Raw genomic sequence first — 20,062 nt, forward strand, 5'->3', positions numbered from 1 at the left:
GTGGAGGTAACGTTATCCCTTCGCCGGATGACCATTCGCCGTATGACCCGCGTCGCGCTCATCGCTCACGACGAAAAGAAGTCGGAACTGATCGAATTCACGCAGGCTCACGAAGCCCAGTTGCGGGAGTACGACCTGCTCGCGACCGGGACGACCGGCAAGCGACTGATGGAGGCGACCGACCTCGAGGTCGAGCGCAAGGCGTCGGGACCGCTCGGGGGCGACCTGATGATCGGCTCGGAGGTCGCCGAGGGGATCCTCGACGGCATCGTCTTCCTCCGGGATCCGCTGCGCGCCCAGCCCCACGAGCCCGACATCTCGGCGCTGTTGCGGATCTGCGACGTGCACGACACGGCGCTGGCGACGAACCTCGCGTCCGCGGAGTTTTTGATCGAAGGGCTGTCCGACTGAGTGGCTACTCGTCGGTGTCGCTCAGGAGAACCCCCGGATAGAGCTGGCTCGGAATCTCGAACGCCGGTTCGTACTCGTCGAGATCGGCTCGCCGGATCACGACTACGGAGACGTGGACGAGCGAGTAGGCGACGAGAAACGAGCAGCTCGCCACTTCGGCCAGCAGTTCGATGATCGCCCCGACATACAAGCCGGCGTCGATCAGAAGCGCCGTCACGTCACCCGTGGCTACGACGGCTCGTCGGACGTCCTCACCTCGACAATCGTTCCACGATTCCCTCTCGGACCGATCGGTGAATGTCGTACTCGCCGCGAACCAGCGCCACGTTTCCGTCGGCCCGACTGACGACCCGATCCGCGACCGATCCCCAGAGGATCTTCGAGACGGACCGTTTCTCCGAGACGCCCAGACAAACGGTGTCGTACTCGTCGATATGCTCGAGAATCGCCGTCTCGATATCGTCGCCGACGATGACCTTCGACTCGTACGTTCCGTCCTCGAGGCCGGCGGTCTCGGCGACGTGCTCGATCATCCGTTGACCGCGTTCCTGCGGGCCGATCGGGTCGTCACCCTCCGCTCCGTCCTCGGCGGTTTGCTGTACGTTCAGTAGCGTTGGTGTCGTTCCTTGAAGCGACGCATACTCGTATGCGCGACGCGCCGCGATGGGTGCGTGCGGTCCGGGACCCGCCAGTGCGACGGTCGAGCCGATCTCCCGGTCCGCGAGGTTCACGATCGTGACCTCGCACGGCGCGTCCTTGATAACCGGGTCGACGGTCGATCCGAACACGTAGTCTCGCTTCCGTCGTTTCCCGTGCCAGCCGAGGAGCACGTGATCCGCCTCTTCCTCCTCGACAACCGACAGGATCGTTCGCCCGACGTCTCGACCGACGATCGCGCGGGTACGCAGATTGACGTTCAGTTCGCCGGCCGCTTCGCGTGCGCTCCCGAAGAGTTCCCGTTGCCGTTCGACGCGTTCCTCTTCGAACTGGAGATTCTGTTCGAGCGCCGTCTGCGGGGGAACTCGGATCACGTTCACCGCGACGATCTCGGGCGTCCCGGCTTCGGTGTGCGTTCGGGCGGTGGCTGCGGCAAGACGCAACAGCTCCGACTGCGTCTCGGGATTCGCAATCGGAACGACGATCCTGTACGCATCGGTCGATTCGCCGGCTCTGTCTTCGGTGCCGACGATCGCATCACCGACCAGCTGGTCGTCGTCGACGCGCGGTCGAACGTAGCCGGCGTACCACAGCAGGCTGAGCGTGATGATGCCGGCTCCGATGAGTACGACGACCGTGTCCATCTGCGAGATGACGACGAACGACAGTGCGACGCCGACAATCGGCACCGCCGGATACAGGGGCGTCGGCATCTCGAAATCCGGCTCGTAATTTTCGGGTTCGGCCCGCCGGACGACGACGACGGTGACGTGGATGAGCGCATAGGAGACCAAGAAGCTGAAGCTCGCGACCTCGGCCAGGTACTCGATAAACGCCTCGCCAACCCAAAGACCAGTGATAATCAACAACGTGGTCACGCCACCAGTCGCTAACACCGCTCGATGCGGCGTACGGAACCGTCGGTGCGTCTTGTTCAGTTTGTGACTCATTACCCCGTCCCGTCCCATCGCGAAGACGACGCGAGCGGCCGACAGGATCGACGAGTTAGAACTCGAGATCGCGGCGACCGCAGCGGCAGAGACGATCGCGATGACTCCTACCGACCCCATCGAGACGGCCGCGACGTCGGAGACCGGAACGAGCGACCCACCCAGTATTTCGTAGTGAACGACGCCGGTACTAACGATCATCACGACCGCGTACAGCGCAGTGACGGACACGACCGAAAGGACCATGGTGAGCGGGATCAGCCGGCCCGGATCTTTGATCTCCTCCGCGACGGTCGCGATGATCTCGAACCCGAGAAACGTGACGAAGACGATCCCGGTCGTCGCGATGATCCCGCTCGGGCCCGTCGGTGCGAACGGCTCGAGATTGCCCGAATCGACGTAGAAAACCCCCACTGCGACGAAAATGATGATAATAACCGTCTCGAGGCCGATCATGATGTTCTGGAACTGGCCGGACTCCTCGGTCCCGACGTAATTGAGCCCGACGAGGAACACGAGCCCGAGGAGCCCGAACAGGATAATGAGCGCACGACCGTCGAGGAACGGAATCGGCTCGACGATGTACTGGCCGAAGCCGACCATGTAGAACGCGCTCGCGAACATCAGTCCGGTCCAGACGCCCCAACCGACGATCGAGCCGAAGAGATTGCCGAGTGCACGATTCACGTAGTGGTAACTGCCACCGGCGATCGGCATGCCGGTCGCCAGTTCGGAGATCGAGAGCGCCGCCAGTAACGCGACGAACCCGGCGATCACGAACGAGACCGAACTCGCCGGACCGGCGTTCTCGGCGGCGATTCCCGGCAGAATGAAGATTCCGGCTCCGATCATCGTGCCGCCGCCCAGCGTCATCGCCTCGACGAAGCCGAGATTACGAGCGAGTTCGCTGTCGTCAGCAGACACGTCGGTTCACCCCTACCAACGACAATCCCTGCGGCACCTTCTGACAAACCATTCGTAGCGCTAGATGAAACAACAACCGACATAAAAGCTCACGTATCGAAACCCGAGATGGCGAGATGACCACGGTCAGTTCGCCCCTAATCGATATTGTATGCTGACATCCGGATCAGTGAGTCCGACAGAGACCGTCAGAGCTATTCAGACCGCTCGTCCTATCACGGACTATGCTCGAGTCGATCGATACGGTCAGTTTGGTCCGAAATCTCAGTATCTATGCGGTCGGCGTCGGGTTGGCAGCCGCCGGAGCGCTCGGGCTCGCGGAAGCGATCGAACTCTCGAGTCCAATCGCCGCGGCCCTGTTCATCACGGGACTCGTGACAGTCGTCGCCGTCCACGAGTATCTCGGCGGGCCGCTGTAGCGATCAGCGGATTCAGACACGGAATTCAAATCCAGTCGGGACCGTTTTCAGTCTCGTTCAGGACGGTCGTCGCTATATTCGATCGAATCGCGTCGAGAAGCCGTGGCGCTCGAGATCGACGAGCACGTCCATGTGTTCGTCTTTGAGCGCGTCCACCTCGCTTTCGTCTTCGAGTACTCGCTTGACGTTGTGGACCAGCTGATCCGACGCGAGAACGTTCGGGACGTTGACGAACGTCGCGCCGTCGTCGAGCAACTGCCGAGCAGTTCCCGACGAACTGGATCTGAGGATCACGTCTGCATCCGTCTCGAGGTCGAGCAGGTGCTCGGAGAGCGGTCTGTGATCGACCGTCGAAACGAGCAGCGCGGCGTCGGAGAGTTTCGTCCGTTCCATCGGATAGGATCCCATAGCGTCCCCGAAGACGTAGTTGCGACACTCCCGCTCGAGGTCGTCTCGGAGCACGGGGTCGTTCTCGATGACCACGTACGGCTGCTCTAGGTGCTCGAGTTTGTCGACCAGCAAGCGGCCCTGTCGTCCGTACCCGACGACGACCACGTGATGCTCGAGGTCGTCGGCGACGCGACTGTGTTCGTCGATCCGGCGCGTTTGCTGCCCTCTGACGAGCCGCTCGACGACGGATCTGTACACCTGTTCTTCGTACTGTCGCGCGATGACGGTGATGATCATCGTGGCGGCCGTGGCCAGAATAATCGCGTCGAACAGTCCGTCCGCGATCGTTCCGAGCAGCCACGCCTGGATCGCGATCACGAGCGCGAGTTCGCTCATCTGGTTCAGACTCGAACTCGCGTAGAACGCTGTTCTCGCGTCGTACCCCTCGTAGAGGAACGCGAGTAGGTGCACCGCGGGGCTGACGACCAGGGCGAGACCGAGCAACGCGGCCGCGAGAACGAGCACCTCGAACGTCGGTATCTGTACCAGCGCGCCGACGGTGACGAAGAAGATTGCCACGAAGAAGTCCTTGATCGACTCGATCCCGTTCTGGACGCCCAGCGCCTGTGCGCCGTCGTTTCGGATCGCGATCCCGGCGGCGAACGCGCCGATGACGATCGAGATCCCGGCGAGCTCCGCGGCGGCGAGGAAGGCGATCAGGATCGAGATGCTCCCCATCAGTATGAGCTCCTCGAACCCGTCCGCAGCGCGAACCAGTAGCGGGAACCCGTGCTGATACATGAGGAGACCGGCGATCAGGAACAGCGTTCCGTACCCGATGTTCGACGTGACGATCTGGGGATCCGCTAACGTCTCTGCCGAGAGGATCAGGATAACCACGATCGCGACGACGTCGTCGAAGAAGTGGATCGACGACGCGAGCCGACCGTGGACGAGGTTGCTACGGATCTCCTGTTCGAGGACGCCGGCGCCGACGAGCGTCGAGCTGAGTGTCGCCGCGGCGCTGAAGTAGATCGCGTTCCGGAGCGCGTACTCGAATCCGAAAAGGATCGAGAACCCGTACCCGACGGCGAACGCGATCGATCCGACGACGAGCAGCTGCGTCGCGGCGGCGACTTCGGCGTCGCGGAAGACCGACTGGATGTCCCCGAAGTCGACCCGGATCCCGAAGACGAACACGAGGAAGGCGATCCCCCACTGCGCGAGCTCGAGGAGCTCCTGCTGGTCGACCATCGGGGGACCGAACAGGTCGCCCGTGATCACCGGTCCCGCGAGCAGACCGGCGAGAATATAAAACGGGATCGGCGAGAACCCGAAGTGGTTCGCGACGATCAACAGCACGCCCGCGGTGACGAACATCACCGAGAGCGCGATAACGAGGTCGGCCATCGTCAGTCGTCACCCCCGAACTTCCGCGGATCGAACTCGATATCGATTCCCTTCGAGTCGCGATCCTGCTCGGCATCGGATCGGTCGCGCCGCCTAATGCGTTCGATATCGTCCTCGATGGCCGAGTGGAACGCTTCCCTGTCGGTGAAGTACTGTTCGAGGTAATCGTTGACCTTCTCGGCGGTCAGGTAGGTGTTCATGATGACGTACGCGGCACCTCGTCTGTAGAGTTCGCGTGCATCGTCGATCTGGCCGGCCTCGACGAAGACCGTCGCGTCGTCGTCGACCTCATCGAGCAGCGCTTCGTTGACATCGGTCTGGACGCTCGAACTCAGTACGAAGCTCGCTTTCTTCAGTCCCGAAGCCTTTCGGACTTCGCTATGTCGGAAGTCGCCGAACACGTAGTCGTACTCACCTTCGGACTCGAGTTCTGCGATGTGATCGGTCCGTCGGTCCACGACGACGACCTCGCCGTACTTTTCTTTGAGCAGTGGCAGGGCTCGCTCGGTCACCTCGTCGTAGCCGATTGCGACGGCGTGGTCCTTGTAAACCTTGAGCTCCTGGTCCACTTTCTCTTCCGATTCGAACCGACTGAACCACGGCGCGACGCGCTCGTAGATCGTGTGGTTGTACGCGATGATGTACGTCGAGAGGGTCATCGTCATCAGCGCCATCAACGTCAGGTAACCGAGCACGTCGGGTCCGATGTATCCCTGCGCGATCGCCAGCGCACCGACGACCAGCGAGAACTCGCTGACCTGGACCATGTTGATCGAGCCGAGGAAGGAGGTCTCGACGCTGAAGCCCTCCCGGTCGATGAGGTAGAACATGATCCAGAAGTTGCCGATCATGAGGACGATCGAGGCGATTACGGCCTCCTGCCAGTAGGCGAAGAGACTGGCGGCGCTCTCGATCTGAAGCCCAATACTCGCGAAGAACACGAGGATGAAGAAGTCCGTGATCGGCGTGATACGGTCCTCGAGTTCCTTGCTGTAGGGGAGCTGTGCGAGGCTGATTCCCGCGAGGAACGCGCCGACCTCGACCGAGAGGTCGAATCCCTCGGCGATAGCGATGAAGAGGAACGCCCACGCGATCGCGACGATGAGGAAGACGTCCTTGTTGTCCGCGATCCGTCGGAAGAGCCGCGGGAGGAGGTACCGCGAGGAGAGGATCGAGAAGAGGCCGATAAAGCCCATCATGACGAAGATCACTGCGAGGGTGGTCGCGATCTCTCCCGGGTTGCCCAGCGAGTCGGCGCTGAACATCGCGAGGACGACGACGAGGTAGATGTCCTGAACGATCAGGACGCCGACGTCGATCTTTCCGGGAAGGGAGGTGATCTCGTCCTTATCAGTCAATACTTTGACAATAATCGGCGTCGCGCCGAAGACGGTCGCCAGCGCGATGACAAGGACCTCGACGGTGCCGAAGCCGAGCGCCCACGCAACGAGAAACGCCAGCGCGGTCTGGAGGACCGTTTGCCCGATAGCGATGTTTGAAATCGGCTTGAGAATTTCTCTAATATCGTCGAACCGCATCTTCATTCCGAGGAGAAACAGCAGGAATCCGAGCCCGAGTTCTGCCATCACGTCGACGAGCCCCTCGTCGGTGACGACGTCGAACAGCACCGGACCGAGAACGACGCCCGTGGCGATGTAGGCCACGATCGTCGGCTGCCCGAGCCGACGCGCGATCAAACCAATCGCGGTCGCGACGACGATGATGATCGCAAAGTCAGCAGCGAGAGCGATCTGGTCCATAGAAAGTAATCCCTACGGCGATTTTGTTCAAGGGCCGTATATATGTTGCTTCTCACGGTGACGGCGCCCGCGTCCTCGTTCTCGGAACGAGCGAGTTGACGGAGACTATCGTCGAGGAACTCGATTCGAGCATCCCGGTTCTGATCGTTTCGCGAAGCGGGCGGAGCGCATCGAGTTAGATCGGGAGTACGACGTACTCGAGGGTGATCCCGGACGACGCGAAACGGTAGAGGAAGCGGGAATTCACGCCGCTAGCGCCGTAATCGCCGCGGCGGAAAGCGATTCGCAGGACGCGATGTCGATACTCACGGCGAGGAAGATCGATCCGTCGATGCGGATCGTTGCCGCCGCGAGTAGCGCCGCAAACGTCTCGAAACTGAAACGAGCGGGTGCCGATGTCGTAATAAGCCCCCACACGCTCGGGGGAAAACTCATAGTCAAATCGGTTCTCTCCGAAGATGACGACGAGGCGGCGAACGTACTGGCGGACCTATCCTAACGCGTAACTGTATCTCGGTTTCCCCTGTGGTGTACGTACTATCCTTCGAAGGGACCCCAGGGTATGTGTTCTCGAGGAACGTACTACGGGCACGATGCTGAAGGTACCCCGTATTCGTCGGCCCGCAGCGTTCGAGGATCTATTCACGGTCCTCTCGGTGTACGTCCTCGCAGTACTCATACTATCCGCGGTCCTCGAAAACGCGTACCGGGGATATTGGTTCATCGCTGTTACAGCTCTCGTCGGTTGTTGGACCGTCTGGGCGGTTTACAGCGTTATCAAACGGTCCGCCGAAGCCGTATCACCCGAAACGAAATAAATTCGCGTCGAGTCCGACATCCGAGACTCGAGGCCAGATCCGAGCCAACGCCGCGGCCGAGCGACGACTGATCGTTTACTCGCCCTTCGGTACCAGTTTCGATTCACACGCCGAGCAGAAGGGATAGCTTCAACCTCCTCGAGCGCCCCGTGACTCCCATGCCACGGGCGGTCGTCTTCGACCTCGATTACACACTCGCCGTGCCCACGCAGGACCGAACCACCATCCTCCAGCGGGCCGCCGCCGAAGCCGGCGCGCCGGCGCTGACCCGCGAGGCCTATCTCGAGGCCCACCGGCGAAACCTCACGCGCGAGACGCGCGAACCCATCTTCGCGGATCTGCTCGAGGGCCGGGAGACCGACGCGGACCCGGCCGCCGTCGCCGACGCCTACCGCGAGACGATCGCGGCCTCGCTCAAGGCGCTGCCGGGCGTCGAAGCGATGCTCGAGGACCTTCGTGCGGAGTACCGCGTCGGACTACTCACCAACGGCCCGGTCCGGGCCCAGCGGGACAAGATCGCGACGCTCGGCTGGGAGCGCGCCTTCGACGCGGCGCTCGTGACGGGCGAACTCGAGGCCGGGAAACCGGACCGTCGGGCGTTCGAGGCGATCGCCGCCGAACTCGACGTCGATCCCGCTGACGCCGTCTACGTCGGCGACGAGGTCCAAGCCGATGTCTACGGCGCGACGAACGCCGGGATGGACGTCGTGCAGGTGATGCTCGAGGACGGTCCCGACCCCGATCCGCGGGCGACGGATCACGTCGATCAGTCGGCTATCGCCGCCGAGTTCCCGTCAATTCTCGACGCACTCGATTCTCCGGCTACGTAAGCGAGCGCATCGTTTGGCGACGGCTATCGTTGAGTCTCTCCTCGAGAGAACCCTCGGTCGACGAGCAGCCGCTACCGTTCAGACCGACCCGAACACCTACGGCGTCCGTTCTCGCAGCCCTCCGTTCTCGTCGCCCGCTTTGGTTCGACAACGGAACCGTTCGGTGGAGCTACGCGTGGGCCAGTCTGCAAAGCGAACTGCCGCCGATATATAAAAAATAGTGAACTGAATACGCTTATAATGCTAATAGTAGTCAAGATTCAAGGACACTCTGTTTATTTTATTCATTCTTAAGGAGAAAGCTTATATAGGAAACAGAGAATTACAGGATCGTATGGCACGCGATATTGCAGAATCGGATGGCGGTAAAAACGGCGGCAAACGGGCGTTTAACGGCGATAAAGCGGATAATAACACGTTACTTGATCGTCGCTCGTACCTGAAACTCGCCGGAACGACAACGGTGGCAGCGGCCGCAGCGGCCGGTGGGGCGAGTGCCAGCGGTGACGATTACGACGTGATTACGGCCCGCGGACAGACGATCCGTCTCGGCAACGAGACGTGGGCAAACAAACTCATCGACGTCACCGGCGGCGGGAGCATCACCGTGCTCGTCGAGGGCGCAGCCACGATCCGCAACGTCGGCGTCGAGGGGCTCTATCAGGGAAGCGGCTTCATCTTCTCGATCACGAACACCGGCGGCACCGTCAGCTTCGAGAACGTCTACATCGGCGACGGGGCGAACAAACGAGGCGAAAGCTTCGTCCACGGCCCCGGTGCCGTCTTCTACCACCGGAGCGCGAACTGCCGCGTCGAGTTCGACCGAATGAACGTCCAGGGCTACCCGAACAACGGCTTTTACTGTTCCAACACTGCCCACGGCGGCAGCGTCCACTGGACCAACTGTTACGGGAAGAACAACGGCGTCACCACGTTCCGGACGGGATCCGGGTCGGACACGCTCGAGAACTGCGTCGCGTACAACGACAACACGGACTACTCGACGAGCGACGGTCGCTGGGGGAACTACTCCGAGAGTCACGGCCGACCGCTCTGGCACTGGGGCAACCAGACGATGACCGCCACGAACTGCAACTTCGCCGCCGGCTCGTACGGCGCCGCGGCGATCACCCACGAGAGCGGGCGGATCGTTCTCAACGGCGGAAACATCTCCGGCGGAACGCAGGGGAACGTCAACACGTCTCGAGCGGGCTCTACCCCCGATCTCTCGATCCCCGACGGCGTCCCCACGTCGGCCGAAGCGGCCGCGTCGGGCAGTTCCGGCGGCTCACCCGAGCCTCGCGGCGACTACGAGGACCTTCGGCACACCTACGAGTTCGTCGCCGAGGGCGAGTCCGAGCCGACCGACTACTATTTTGAGATCGAGGACGGACCGATCGAGCCCTCGACGTACAACGACGCCACCGTCGAGGACGACTACATGTGGGTCAGCGACGACGGGACCCGCGCCGCGGGCCGCGTCGTCGACGGCCGTCACGCCTGGGAGTTCGATACGAACATCATCGACGCCACCGTTGAGGGCCCCGCTCACGCGGTCGTCAACGACGTCGACTCGAACCTCGAGCGGTATCCGCTCTCCGGCGCAACTGGCGACGGCTGGAAGGGCGATATGCCGTGGCACGACGAGGGGGAAGCCGACGAACCCGAAGAGGACGACGGCGACGACGAGGACGGCCACGAGTTCGACCACACCTACGAGTTCGTCGCCGAGGGCGAAGACGAGCCGACGGATTACTACTTCGAGATCGAAGACGGCAGTCCCATCGTCCCGTCGACGTACAACGGTGCGACTATCGAAGACGACTTCATGTGGATCAGCGACGACGGCACTCGCGCCGCGGGTCGCGTCGTCGACGGCCGTCACGCCTGGGAGTTCGACACGCTGCTCGTCGACGTCACCGTCGAGGGGCCGGCCGAACCGATCGTCAACGACCAGCAATCATACCTCAGTCGCTACCCCCTCTCCGGTGCAACCGGAGACGAGTGGAAAGGCGACATGCCGTGGCACGACTCCGGTGAACACACCTACGAGTTCGTCGCCGAGGGCGAGTCGGAGCCGACCGACTACTACTTCGAAATCGAAGACGGAAGCACCATCGAGCCTTCGACGTACAACGGCGCAACGATCGAGGATAACCTGATGTGGGTCAGCGACGACGGAACCCGCGCTGCGGGCCGCATCGTCGACGGCCGCCACGCCTGGGAGTTCGACACCCTGCTCGTCGACGTCACCGTCGACGGCCCTGCGGAACCGATCGTCAACGATCAGGAGTCCCACCTCGGTCGCTACCCGCTCTCCGGCGCGACCGGCGACGGCTGGAAGGGGGATATGCCGTGGCACGCCTCCAGGCAACACACCTACGAGTTCGTCGCCGAGGGTGAAGACGAGCCGACCGACTACTACTTCGAGATCGAGGACGGAAGCACCATCGAGCCCTCGACGTACAACGGCGCGACCATCGAGGACAACCTGATGTGGGTCAGCGACGACGGTACTCGAGCCGCCGGCCGCGTCGTCGACGGTCGCCACGCCTGGGAGTTCAACACCCTGCTCGTCGACGTCACCGTCGACGGCCCTGCGGAACCGATCGTCAACGACCAGCAATCGTACCTCAGCCGGTACCCGCTCTCCGGCGCGACCGGCGACGACTGGAAGGGCGACATGCCGTGGCACGAAAACTAGCTCGACCACATCCTGCTGATCGACGGCGTCAGCTCCTCGAGTAAGACTGAGTACGAACCTGTCGCACGTGCCGACCGTCGTCGGCAACGGTTCGCCGGCTTCCTACGAAGGGTGCGTCGGCAGCGAGATCCAGCGGATCGGCTGGGAGGACTCGAGTCGATACGCGACGGCGGACTCGGACGGCACAGCCAGCGGTGCAATCGAGGACGGCTACCACGGCTTGCGCTACTCCGACTCAGTTACCGAGTTTTTGTTCGCGGCGGGCTCAGCGTTCGTCTACGACAACTCCGACCGCATCGACCCGACGACTACTGAGACGGTCTGCTGTACCGAGTTACCGGAACCCGCAGGACGGTCGCGGTTGCGCCGGTAATGACGTACAACAGCCCGTACGAGGTACCGACGGATTCGCGGCTGCCATTTTCGCGGGGTTCGATCGCCCGTTACGACCGATCGTACTCCACAAAAGAGACGCGACGACGAGCGGGCAGCACCCGCCAAACGTTACAATAACCGGTTGACGGCTTGTACGACGTCCGTCGCCCGCTTTACCGCCGCGCCACTTTCGACGAAGACCAGCGTTCGCGGCGGCTCCGTTGCCTTCGGGCGCACGCGCAACTCGAGGTCGTCGGCAGTCCCGGCCGCGACATCCTGTCCGGCCTCGAACTCGAGGCGCGCGCGATCGTCGTGGACAAACACCCGGGCGATCCGCTCGTCCGAAAACTCGACGTCGTACGCTCGCGAGCCGTCCGCCGTCGGCTCGACGTCTCGATCCGCGTTCGTGACGCGCGTCGACTCGAGCGTGCCGTCCTCGCGGCCGTCGAGTTCGGAGGCGAGCAGTTCGGCGATCCGGCGGCCGTCGGTGATCCGCGCTTCGACCATGGCGGACATCGGTCGGCCGGGGATTAACGCGCTTCGGCTTCCGATTCGTTCGCGGCGGCCTCGTCCACGTCGAGACGCCTACGAAGCCTCGCCGTCGTTCAGCGCCGCCCGCGCGACGGGGACCAGGTCGGTCACGTCGATCCCCTCGCGACGGGCGTAGACGACGGCGGCGGTTTCGATCGTGACGCCAAGTTCCTGTTGGAGCGTGTTGATCGCGCCGACAGCCTCGTGTTTCTCTACGCCTTCCGCGACGAGCGTATCGAGGACGCGCTCGAACGCGGAGCGTTCCTGCAGGAGGTCCTCGTCGGGGACGAACTCGTCGGGAACCGTTACGTCGGCGGGATCGAACGTGACCTCGAGACCGTCGTCGACCGGCTCGAGCAGTCCCTCGCGCGTCGCGACGTCGATCAGCCGTTTGGACTGGTCGGGGGAAAACCAGTCCCGATCGAGCGAGAGTGCGACGACGAGTTCGTTTTCCTGTAGCTGTCGGCTCCCGTTCTGGATGAACGGTGCCGCGATCGCGACGCGAAGGCTCATGCACTGTCTTGACCCGAACGACGAAATAACGGTGGCGGTTCCGACCGCTGGACTGGGTGGGTTCGATCCCCGCTCGAAGAAGCGGGTCGACCCTCGAGTGACGAAGCGATCGCTGGGGGTTGGCCGTCAGTCCGAGGCGCGACCGCCGCTATTGCGGTTGGCTCGAGACGGCGGCGGGAACTCGGTCGCGGTCGGTTCGGGCGTCTCCGGGAGGACACAGCGGTCCGGTTCGCGATTGACGTGTCGGTACTGATTGGGTGCGTTCGCGAGCGGATGGGCGGGGTTCTGGTCGCTGTCGATGCGCGCGGCCCGGACCTCGCCGAAGCCGTTGAGCCGCGCCTGGATGCCCCGCCAGTGATACCGGGTCGCGGACGGGACGGAGATCGGACGCGGTGCCTTTCCGTCGGGGTGGTTCGTCGCGAGAATGGCGCTGTTGACGTTACTGGCGAGCGCATCGTGGTCGATGAGGACGCCGACGCGGGCGTCTCGAGGCGCACGCGCTGCCAGGACGTCGAGTCCGAGATGCAGCGCTCGATACTCGGCGACGTTGTTATCCGGCGGCGTATCCGTAGTCGCGACGCGTGCGACACGGGTGCCGTCGCGCGTTTCGATGACGGCGCCCAGTCCACCGCCCGCCTTCCGGAAGGACCCATCGGTAGCGACGTAGAAGTCACGATGATGGGTCCGCGGCGGGTGAGCGATGTGGGGTGTGGGCGACTCGTCGAACAGGTCCCGCAGGGCGGACCGGCCGTGAGCGGCCATACTCGTAGTACGAGTCGAAGGTTTCTTAAAGTTATCCCAGAAATCTGCCCGTGAGACTGATCGACCGGCCGTTTATACTCTCCGTTTGTTGGACGTAATTATACATCGGTGTACATACCACAACATATCGCTCGGTAGATACCAATATTTATAAATAATCATCCGGTTTCCTATGGGGTATGAAGGGTGTTATCAACCAGAGCATCGATCGACGGACGTTGCTGAAGCTTACCGGGGCAGCCGGGGCGACGACCGGACTAGGTGCACTTGCCGGCTGTTTAAGCGATCCAGACGACGACGATGGCGACGGTGATCTCGAGCTGGATTCGCTCACGATTACTCAGGGAGAGTTCCCGGACGTCGAAGACCCGAACGACCACATCACGGGACCGTACTTCAACGTATACGATCACGTGTACGAACCGCTGTTCGACGTCGTCCCGGGCGAAGAACCTGCAGGTCGCGTCGTCGAGGACTGGGAGCACGGCGACGAGGGCACGGTCGAGCTGACGATCCGCAGCGACGTCGTTTTCCATCAGGGACAAGAGCTGACCGCGGACGATATCGCGTTCACGCTCGAGCGACAGATCGACCCCGACGTCCCACCGGTATCGGATCAGGTTGCCGGGCTCGGCTCGATCGACGGTGCGGAGGCGATCGACGACACGACCCTCGAGCTCTCCTACAGCGGCGCAGCACAGCTCGCGGAGTTCGAGTTCGGGAACTACCTGCGAGCGGTCAGCCAGGAGTGGTACGAGAACGACGCGCCGACGACTGACGACGGCGTCATCTCCGGCGACGACGCGGACGCGTTCAACGGTACCGGACCGTTCCAGGTTACCGAGTACGATCCGGCCCAGAACCGGATCGTCATGGAGCCGTTCGACGACTACTGGGGCGACGTACCGGAGCTCGAAGAAGTGATCTTCGAGGGCGAAACCTCCGACTCCGGTCGGGTGAGTTCGTTGGTGGCTGACGAGACCAACCTCATCGACAACGTCCTCCCCGACGACGTCGGTGAGATCGAAAACGACGACGAGTCGCGGATCGAACAGGTGACCTCGTTCCGTAACATCTTCCTGCCGATGAAAAACGAGGTCGAGCCGTTCGACAGCGAGGAGTTCCGTCTGGCGATGAACTACGCGGTCGACAATCAGGAGATCATCGACGAGGTCCTGGGCGGGTTCGGTGCGCCGATGTCCCAGCCGACGCCGCCGGAAGTCAACGGGTACAACCCGGAGCTCGATCCGTACCCCCAAGACCTCGAGGAGGCCGAGCAACTCGTCGAAGACGCCGGTTACACGGAGGACGATCCCGCGGAGATCACGCTCACCGCACCCGAGGGACGCTACCTCAACGACGCCGACGTCGGCCGACGGGCGGCCGACCAGATCGACCAGCTGCCGAACGTCGAGTGCGACGTCGACATCGTCCCGTTCGACGTGGTTTCCGACGCCGCGTCCGCCGGCCCGGACGACGACGAGATCCCCTTCTTCCTGATCGGCTGGGGGGTTATTACTGGCGACGCCGACTACGGGATGGTCGGCTTCTTCCACGAGGACGGCGGCGTCCAGACCTTCAGCGACGACGAACTCCAGAGCGAACTCGAGGCCACGCAGGTCGAAGACGATCCGGAGACCAGAGAGGAGATGCTCCAGGCTGTCAACGAGATGGCCCGTGAAAAGGCGCCGTGGGTCTTCCTGCACCAGCAGGAAAGCATCTACGGCATCAACGAGGACATCGAGTGGGACGCTCGTGAGGACGAGAGCATCTTCGTCTGGGAGATGAACTGATCGGCGAGAGAGAGCTCGCTATCTCACTTGAGTACCGATGAAGAACGAAAACAACTTATTGGCAACCGATAACCGCTGAACGGGAATTGAATGGCTCTTGGAAAGTTTTTGATGAGACGGGTTCTGCAGGGAATATTCGTCCTCTGGGCCGTCGTCACCATCATGTTTGGCCTTCGGGCGCTGTCTCCCGGCGATCCGGTGAACCTGATCGCTGGACAGGTGCCGGATCAAGCAACGCGCGATCAAATTCGGCAAGATCTCGGGCTCGATCAGCCGATGTACGTCCAGTATCTGGACTATCTCGGTGATCTACTGACGGGAAGTCTGGGATATTCGTACAACCAGCGTCGGGCGGTCACCGACATCGTGGCCCAGCACTTCGCCGCGACCGTCGAACTCGCCGTCGCGGCAACGGTCGTCGCGATTGTCATCGCGATCCCGCTCGGCGTCGTCAGCGCGACCCGGCGGAATCAGCCCGCGGATTACGGGGCGACGCTCGGCTCGCTCGTCGGGATCAGCACGCCGAACTTCTGGCTCGGAATCATGCTGATTCTGCTGGTAGCCGAACAGGTCGGGATGTTTCCGACCTCTGGGCGCGGCGTCGCGTTCCACGATGCGATGTACATGGTCTTTCGATACGGCTACGTCGGTGACCTGCTCAGCTGGCTCAGCTACATTATTCTGCCGGCGATTACGCTCGGGACGTACTTCACAGCGCTGATCACGCGACTGACGCGCAGCGGCATGATCGACGAACTCGGCAAGCCGTACGTGACCGCGACGGAGGCCAAGGGGCTCCCGCAGACGCTGATTCGGTACAAACACGTCCTTCGAAACACGCTGATTCCGATTATCACGGTTCTCGGGCTCCAGCTCGGGACGCTGATGGGCGGTGCGGTGATTACGGAGGAGGTCTTCAACTGGCCCGGTCTCGGACTGATGTTCATCGAATCGCTTCGAAACGGCGATTGGCCGGTCGTGCAGGGAATCGTCCTGTTCATCGCGGTCGCGTTCGTGGTGATCAACATTCTGGTCGACGCCGTCTACGCGCGGCTGAATCCGCAGGTGAGCGACGAATGATTTCGGACCGAATCAAATCGAATCTGACGAAGGAACTGCGACAGAGCCTGCTAGCCAAACTCGGGATCGTGCTCATCGTTTCGATCCTTCTCATGGGAATCTTCGCGCCGGTGCTGGCGACGCACAATCCCTACGATCAGGGCTATACCGACGACAATGGCGCCTCGTACCCGCCGGTTGGACTGAGCTACGATACGACGATCGCACAGGACGGGGAACGGGTAAGCCACACCGTCGAAGGAACCGGCGACCACGTCCTCGGAACGAACAACCTCGGACAGGACATCTATTCGCGGTTCCTCTATGGTGCGCGAACGTCACTGCTCGTCGGCATCTCCGGAACACTGCTCGCGGCTGCGATTGGCGTCCCCATCGGCCTCACCGCGGGCTACTTCGGTGGCCGGGTCGACGACGGACTCATGCGGATGGCAGACGTCATGCTGGCGTTCCCGTCGCTCGTCCTCGCGCTGGCGCTGATGGGCGCGTTCGGCAGAGGGACGATCGGGATACCCGATCCGATCGTGAGAGCAGGGCTCGCGGACGGAATGCCCGAGACGATGACGTTTCCCGGGATGGTCGCAGTGGTCGTCGCACTGGTAACCTGGGTCTGGTTCGCGCGCGTCGCCCGCGGCGAAGCGATGTCGATACGCAACGAGGAGTACGTGAAGGCGGCGCGCTCGCTCGGCGCGAGCCACGGCACGATCCTGCGAAAGCACGTACTCCCCAACAGCCTCACGCCGATCATCGTCCTCGCGACGATTCAGGTCGCGGCGATCATCCTCCTCGAGAGCTCGCTCTCGTATCTCGGGTTCTCGGGGACGACGCTCTCGTGGGGCTTCGAGATCCAGAACGGACAGGACGTGATGCGGACCCAGTGGTGGGTCGCCACCATTCCGGGGATCGGAATCGTCCTCGCCGTGATCGGTATCAACTTGCTCGGCGACTGGCTACGGGACGCCCTCGACCCGAACATCGAGGGCGAAGGTGCCGGAGGTGCTGGCTAACATGACTGACGAGATTCTGCGAGTCGAGGGACTGAAGACCAGATTCTTCACCGACGAAGGACAGGTGAACGCAGTAGACGGCGTCGACCTCGCTATCGAGCGCGGGGACACCTACGGCATCGTCGGTGAGAGCGGCAGCGGAAAGAGCGTCACCGCTCGATCGATCATCGACCTGATCGACTCTCCCGGTGAGATCACCGACGGCGAGATATGGTACCGCAACCGGGAGTTCGCCGACGCCGTTGCCGACGACTACCCGGACGCGATCGACGACGATCAGGTCGATCTCCTCCGGATACCGCCGTCGATTCGCCGTTCGCTGCGCGGGACCCACTTCAGTATGATCTTTCAGGATCCCCAAAGCAGCTTCAACCCGAGCATCACCGTCGGCGAACAGATCGCCGAGGCAGTGGAGGTCCAGCAACGTGCGAGCGCGAACCCACGGTCAACGCGAGCGCGCTCGCAGAACTACACGCTCACTTCGATGGCACTCGGGACGGTGCTCCAGTCGAAGCGGTACGTGACGTCAGCGAGTCGCGAACGGGCAATCGAGTTGCTCGAACTGGTCGGCATCCCCGATCCGGTCGAGCGGGCCGACGAATACCCCCACGAGTACTCCGGCGGCATGCTCCAGCGAGCGATGATCGCACAAGCGCTCGCCGGCGAACCCGACATACTGGTCGCCGACGAGCCGACGACGGCACTCGACGTGACCATTCAGGCCCAGATTCTTGACCTCCTCGACGATCTCAAAGCGGAGACCGGAATGACGATACTCCTGATCACACACAACCTCGGCGTCGTGGCCCGCATGTGCGACCGCGTCGGCGTGATGTACGCCGGCGAAATCGTCGAGCGCGGCACGCTCGAGGACGTCTTCGACGATTACGTCCACCCCTACACGGCAGGCCTGCTCGGCTCGGTTCCCGATCTGGAGGGTGCAGGCGGTCGTCTCCAACCGATCTCGGGGAACGTTCCCAGCCTGCTGGATCACGAGATGGGGGATCGGTGTCACTTCGCGGATCGGTGTCCGAAGGCCATGGAGAACTGCCTGAACCATCCACCCGAATATCCGACGAGCGGGAGCGACGATCACGCGGTACGATGCGTGCTCGCAGAGACGGAGTACGACGATGAAAAAGCGTTGCCCGACGACTACTTCGTCGGGACGGACCGTCCCGCTGGGGACAAGCACGTCGGTCCCGACGACCGCGACGAAGACGACGAAGAACGGCGACATCCGCCGGCGGAAACCACCGGGGGTGAACACCAGTGAGCGCCGACATGCCGCTCGTCCGCGTCGAGAACCTCGAGAAGTACTTCTGGGAGAACGACTCGATCCTCGATCGACTGTTCGGTGACGAGCCGGTGCCCGTCCGCGCCGTCGACGGGGTGAGCCTTGATATCCACCGCGGCGAGACGCTCGGTCTCGTCGGCGAGTCGGGTTGCGGGAAGTCGACCGCCGGCGAGACGCTGCTTCGACTGCAGGAGCCGACCGACGGCCGAGTCGAGTTCGAGGGCGCGAACGTCTACGACATGGATGGCAGCGACCTCGACGACTTTCGGCGCGAGGCCCAGATCGTGTTTCAGGATCCGTTCTCGAGTCTCGACCCCCGAATGACGGTCGGGAGCATCGTCAGACAACCCCTCGACATCCACGACGTAGGATCGAAGGCTGAGCGCCGGGACCGGGTTCAGGAACTCCTCGAGCGCGTCGGCCTCTCGGCCGACCAACTCGATCGCTACCCCCACGAGTTCTCCGGGGGCCAGCGCCAGCGGATCGGGATCGCCCGTGCGCTGGCCCTCGAGCCCGACTTCCTGGTGCTCGACGAGCCGACGTCGGCCCTCGACGTCTCGGTGCAGGCGCAGGTGTTGAACCTGCTCGACGACCTGCAAGCGGAGTTCGATCTGACCTACCTGCTGATCAGCCACGACCTCTCCGTGATTCGTCACGTCTGTGACCGCGTGGCCGTGATGTATCTCGGGGAGATCGTCGAGATCGGTCCCGTTGGCGACCTGTTCGAGGACCCGAGACACCCCTACACGCAGGCCTTGCTCGAGAGTGTCCCGCGGGCGTCGACCGCGGAACGCGAGCGCGAACGGGAGACGCTCGCCGGTGACGTGCCGTCGCCGCGAAATCCACCGAGCGGCTGTCGGTTCCGGACCCGGTGTCCGATGGTGATCCCGCCGGAAGACCTCGACATCGAGCAGGATACCTACCGCCAACTCATGACGGTCCGCCAGCGGATCGAAAGCCGCGACGTCTCGCTCGAGTCCGTCGGCGACGACGGTCGGTTCGAGCGCGGCGAGGACGGCATACCCGCCGAGGACGTTCCTGGGTTCGTCGCGGCACTGAAGGAGCGATTGCTCGACGAGACCCTCCCCCCACGTCACGACGAGATTCTCGAGGAGGCGCTCGCGGAACTGGCCGACGAAAACTGGGGCGCCGCCGCCGACCGACTGCGCGAGACATACGAGAGCGTCTGCGAACGGGACCGTCCCGAACTCGAGACCGAGGAACACCCGGTCGCCTGCCACCTTCACGGTGAGGCCAGCGAGCGGACCGGTGAGCCGGATTCGTGGACCTGACGGAGTTCGTGAATACCGGCCCGGCGAACGGTGGACTTACACGAGGTCTGAATCGGTGGCATTGACATCTGTACTGTCCGTTTGGGCCGTAATCGGTGCCAACACAGTGTCGATCGTTCGGATGGGGGTGCCTATCTGTGTT

17 protein-coding genes and 1 pseudogene are annotated in these 20,062 nt (G+C 62.8%); 11 read left to right on the forward strand and 7 right to left on the reverse strand.

Annotated elements, in window-relative coordinates; all coding sequences use genetic code 11:
- The first annotated feature begins 42 nt into the window (after positions 1-42).
- Positions 43-411 (forward strand): methylglyoxal synthase, encoded by a 369-nt coding sequence (locus tag NATTI_RS0119040; protein WP_006088273.1) that lies wholly within the window; start codon positions 43-45, stop codon positions 409-411.
- A gap of 4 nt (positions 412-415) precedes the next feature.
- On the opposite strand, the gene NATTI_RS0119045 is transcribed toward NATTI_RS0119040, so the two are convergent.
- Both NATTI_RS0119045 and NATTI_RS0119050 read right to left on the reverse strand, forming a co-directional pair.
- Complete coding sequence (locus NATTI_RS0119045) at positions 416-628, reverse strand: hypothetical protein (protein WP_006088272.1); 213 nt, start codon at positions 626-628, stop codon at positions 416-418.
- Positions 629-662: 34 nt separating this feature from the next.
- Positions 663-2,942: an amino acid permease gene (locus NATTI_RS0119050; protein WP_006088271.1), complete on the reverse strand. Its 2,280-nt coding sequence runs from the start codon at positions 2,940-2,942 to the stop codon at positions 663-665.
- Between the two features lie 224 nt (positions 2,943-3,166).
- Here NATTI_RS0119050 and NATTI_RS0119055 point away from each other — a divergent pair, with 224 nt between their 5' ends.
- Positions 3,167-3,361 carry a hypothetical protein gene (locus NATTI_RS0119055; RefSeq protein WP_006088270.1) on the forward strand — a complete coding sequence of 65 codons (195 nt, stop codon included), beginning with the start codon at positions 3,167-3,169 and terminating at the stop codon, positions 3,359-3,361.
- Between the two features lie 72 nt (positions 3,362-3,433).
- Here NATTI_RS0119055 and NATTI_RS0119060 read toward each other — a convergent pair whose 3' ends face one another.
- Together NATTI_RS0119060 and NATTI_RS0119065 are read right to left on the reverse strand one after the other, a co-directional pair.
- Positions 3,434-5,161 (reverse strand): cation:proton antiporter, encoded by a 1,728-nt coding sequence (locus tag NATTI_RS0119060; RefSeq protein ID WP_006088269.1) that lies wholly within the window; start codon positions 5,159-5,161, stop codon positions 3,434-3,436.
- A 2-nt stretch (positions 5,162-5,163) separates the two neighbouring features.
- Positions 5,164-6,921 (reverse strand): cation:proton antiporter, encoded by a 1,758-nt coding sequence (locus NATTI_RS0119065; protein ID WP_006088268.1) that lies wholly within the window; start codon positions 6,919-6,921, stop codon positions 5,164-5,166.
- Positions 6,922-7,087: 166 nt separating this feature from the next.
- Between NATTI_RS0119065 and NATTI_RS25575 the strand changes: the two are divergent.
- From NATTI_RS25575 to NATTI_RS0119095, 4 genes and pseudogenes are all read left to right on the forward strand, one after another.
- A pseudogene (locus NATTI_RS25575) lies at positions 7,088-7,420 on the forward strand (NAD-binding protein); the annotation flags it as partial.
- 477 nt (positions 7,421-7,897) lie between these two features.
- Positions 7,898-8,569 (forward strand): HAD family hydrolase, encoded by a 672-nt coding sequence (locus NATTI_RS0119085; RefSeq protein WP_006088265.1) that lies wholly within the window; start codon positions 7,898-7,900, stop codon positions 8,567-8,569.
- Between the two features lie 334 nt (positions 8,570-8,903).
- Positions 8,904-11,273, forward strand: coding sequence for a hypothetical protein (locus NATTI_RS0119090; protein ID WP_019992043.1), 2,370 nt, complete (start codon positions 8,904-8,906; stop codon positions 11,271-11,273).
- 67 nt (positions 11,274-11,340) lie between these two features.
- Positions 11,341-11,646, forward strand: a complete 306-nt coding sequence (locus NATTI_RS0119095) for a hypothetical protein (protein ID WP_006088262.1) — start codon at positions 11,341-11,343, stop codon at positions 11,644-11,646.
- A 131-nt stretch (positions 11,647-11,777) separates the two neighbouring features.
- Here NATTI_RS0119095 and NATTI_RS0119100 read toward each other — a convergent pair whose 3' ends face one another.
- The 3 genes from NATTI_RS0119100 to NATTI_RS0119110 form a co-directional block, all read right to left on the reverse strand.
- Complete coding sequence (locus NATTI_RS0119100) at positions 11,778-12,155, reverse strand: hypothetical protein (RefSeq protein WP_006088261.1); 378 nt, start codon at positions 12,153-12,155, stop codon at positions 11,778-11,780.
- A 78-nt stretch (positions 12,156-12,233) separates the two neighbouring features.
- Entirely contained in the window at positions 12,234-12,692 is a 459-nt protein-coding gene (locus tag NATTI_RS0119105) for a DUF2240 family protein (RefSeq protein WP_006088260.1), read from the reverse strand.
- A gap of 126 nt (positions 12,693-12,818) precedes the next feature.
- On the reverse strand, positions 12,819-13,454 hold the full coding sequence (locus NATTI_RS0119110) for a ribonuclease H family protein (RefSeq protein ID WP_006088259.1): 636 nt from the start codon (positions 13,452-13,454) through the stop codon (positions 12,819-12,821).
- A 179-nt stretch (positions 13,455-13,633) separates the two neighbouring features.
- Here NATTI_RS0119110 and NATTI_RS0119115 point away from each other — a divergent pair, with 179 nt between their 5' ends.
- The 5 genes from NATTI_RS0119115 to NATTI_RS0119135 all read left to right on the forward strand — a co-directional run bounded on the left by NATTI_RS0119115 (position 13,634) and on the right by NATTI_RS0119135 (position 19,920).
- Positions 13,634-15,247 carry an ABC transporter substrate-binding protein gene (locus NATTI_RS0119115; protein WP_006088258.1) on the forward strand — a complete coding sequence of 538 codons (1,614 nt, stop codon included), beginning with the start codon at positions 13,634-13,636 and terminating at the stop codon, positions 15,245-15,247.
- A 90-nt stretch (positions 15,248-15,337) separates the two neighbouring features.
- Complete coding sequence (locus NATTI_RS0119120) at positions 15,338-16,327, forward strand: ABC transporter permease (protein ID WP_027119218.1); 990 nt, start codon at positions 15,338-15,340, stop codon at positions 16,325-16,327.
- Positions 16,324-17,331, forward strand: a complete 1,008-nt coding sequence (locus NATTI_RS0119125; protein WP_006088256.1) for an ABC transporter permease — start codon at positions 16,324-16,326, stop codon at positions 17,329-17,331. The genes NATTI_RS0119120 and NATTI_RS0119125 overlap by 4 nt, the downstream gene beginning before the upstream one ends.
- Position 17,332: 1 nt before the next feature.
- Positions 17,333-18,607, forward strand: coding sequence for an ABC transporter ATP-binding protein (locus tag NATTI_RS0119130; protein ID WP_019992044.1), 1,275 nt, complete (start codon positions 17,333-17,335; stop codon positions 18,605-18,607).
- The gene (locus NATTI_RS0119135) at positions 18,604-19,920 is read left to right on the forward strand and encodes an ABC transporter ATP-binding protein (RefSeq protein ID WP_006088254.1); all 1,317 of its coding nucleotides are present in this window, start codon (positions 18,604-18,606) and stop codon (positions 19,918-19,920) included. The genes NATTI_RS0119130 and NATTI_RS0119135 overlap by 4 nt, the downstream gene beginning before the upstream one ends.
- The last annotated feature ends 142 nt before the right edge of the window (positions 19,921-20,062 follow it).

The sequence above is a fragment of the Natronorubrum tibetense GA33 genome (assembly GCF_000383975.1).
GTDB lineage: Archaea > Halobacteriota > Halobacteria > Halobacteriales > Natrialbaceae > Natronorubrum > Natronorubrum tibetense.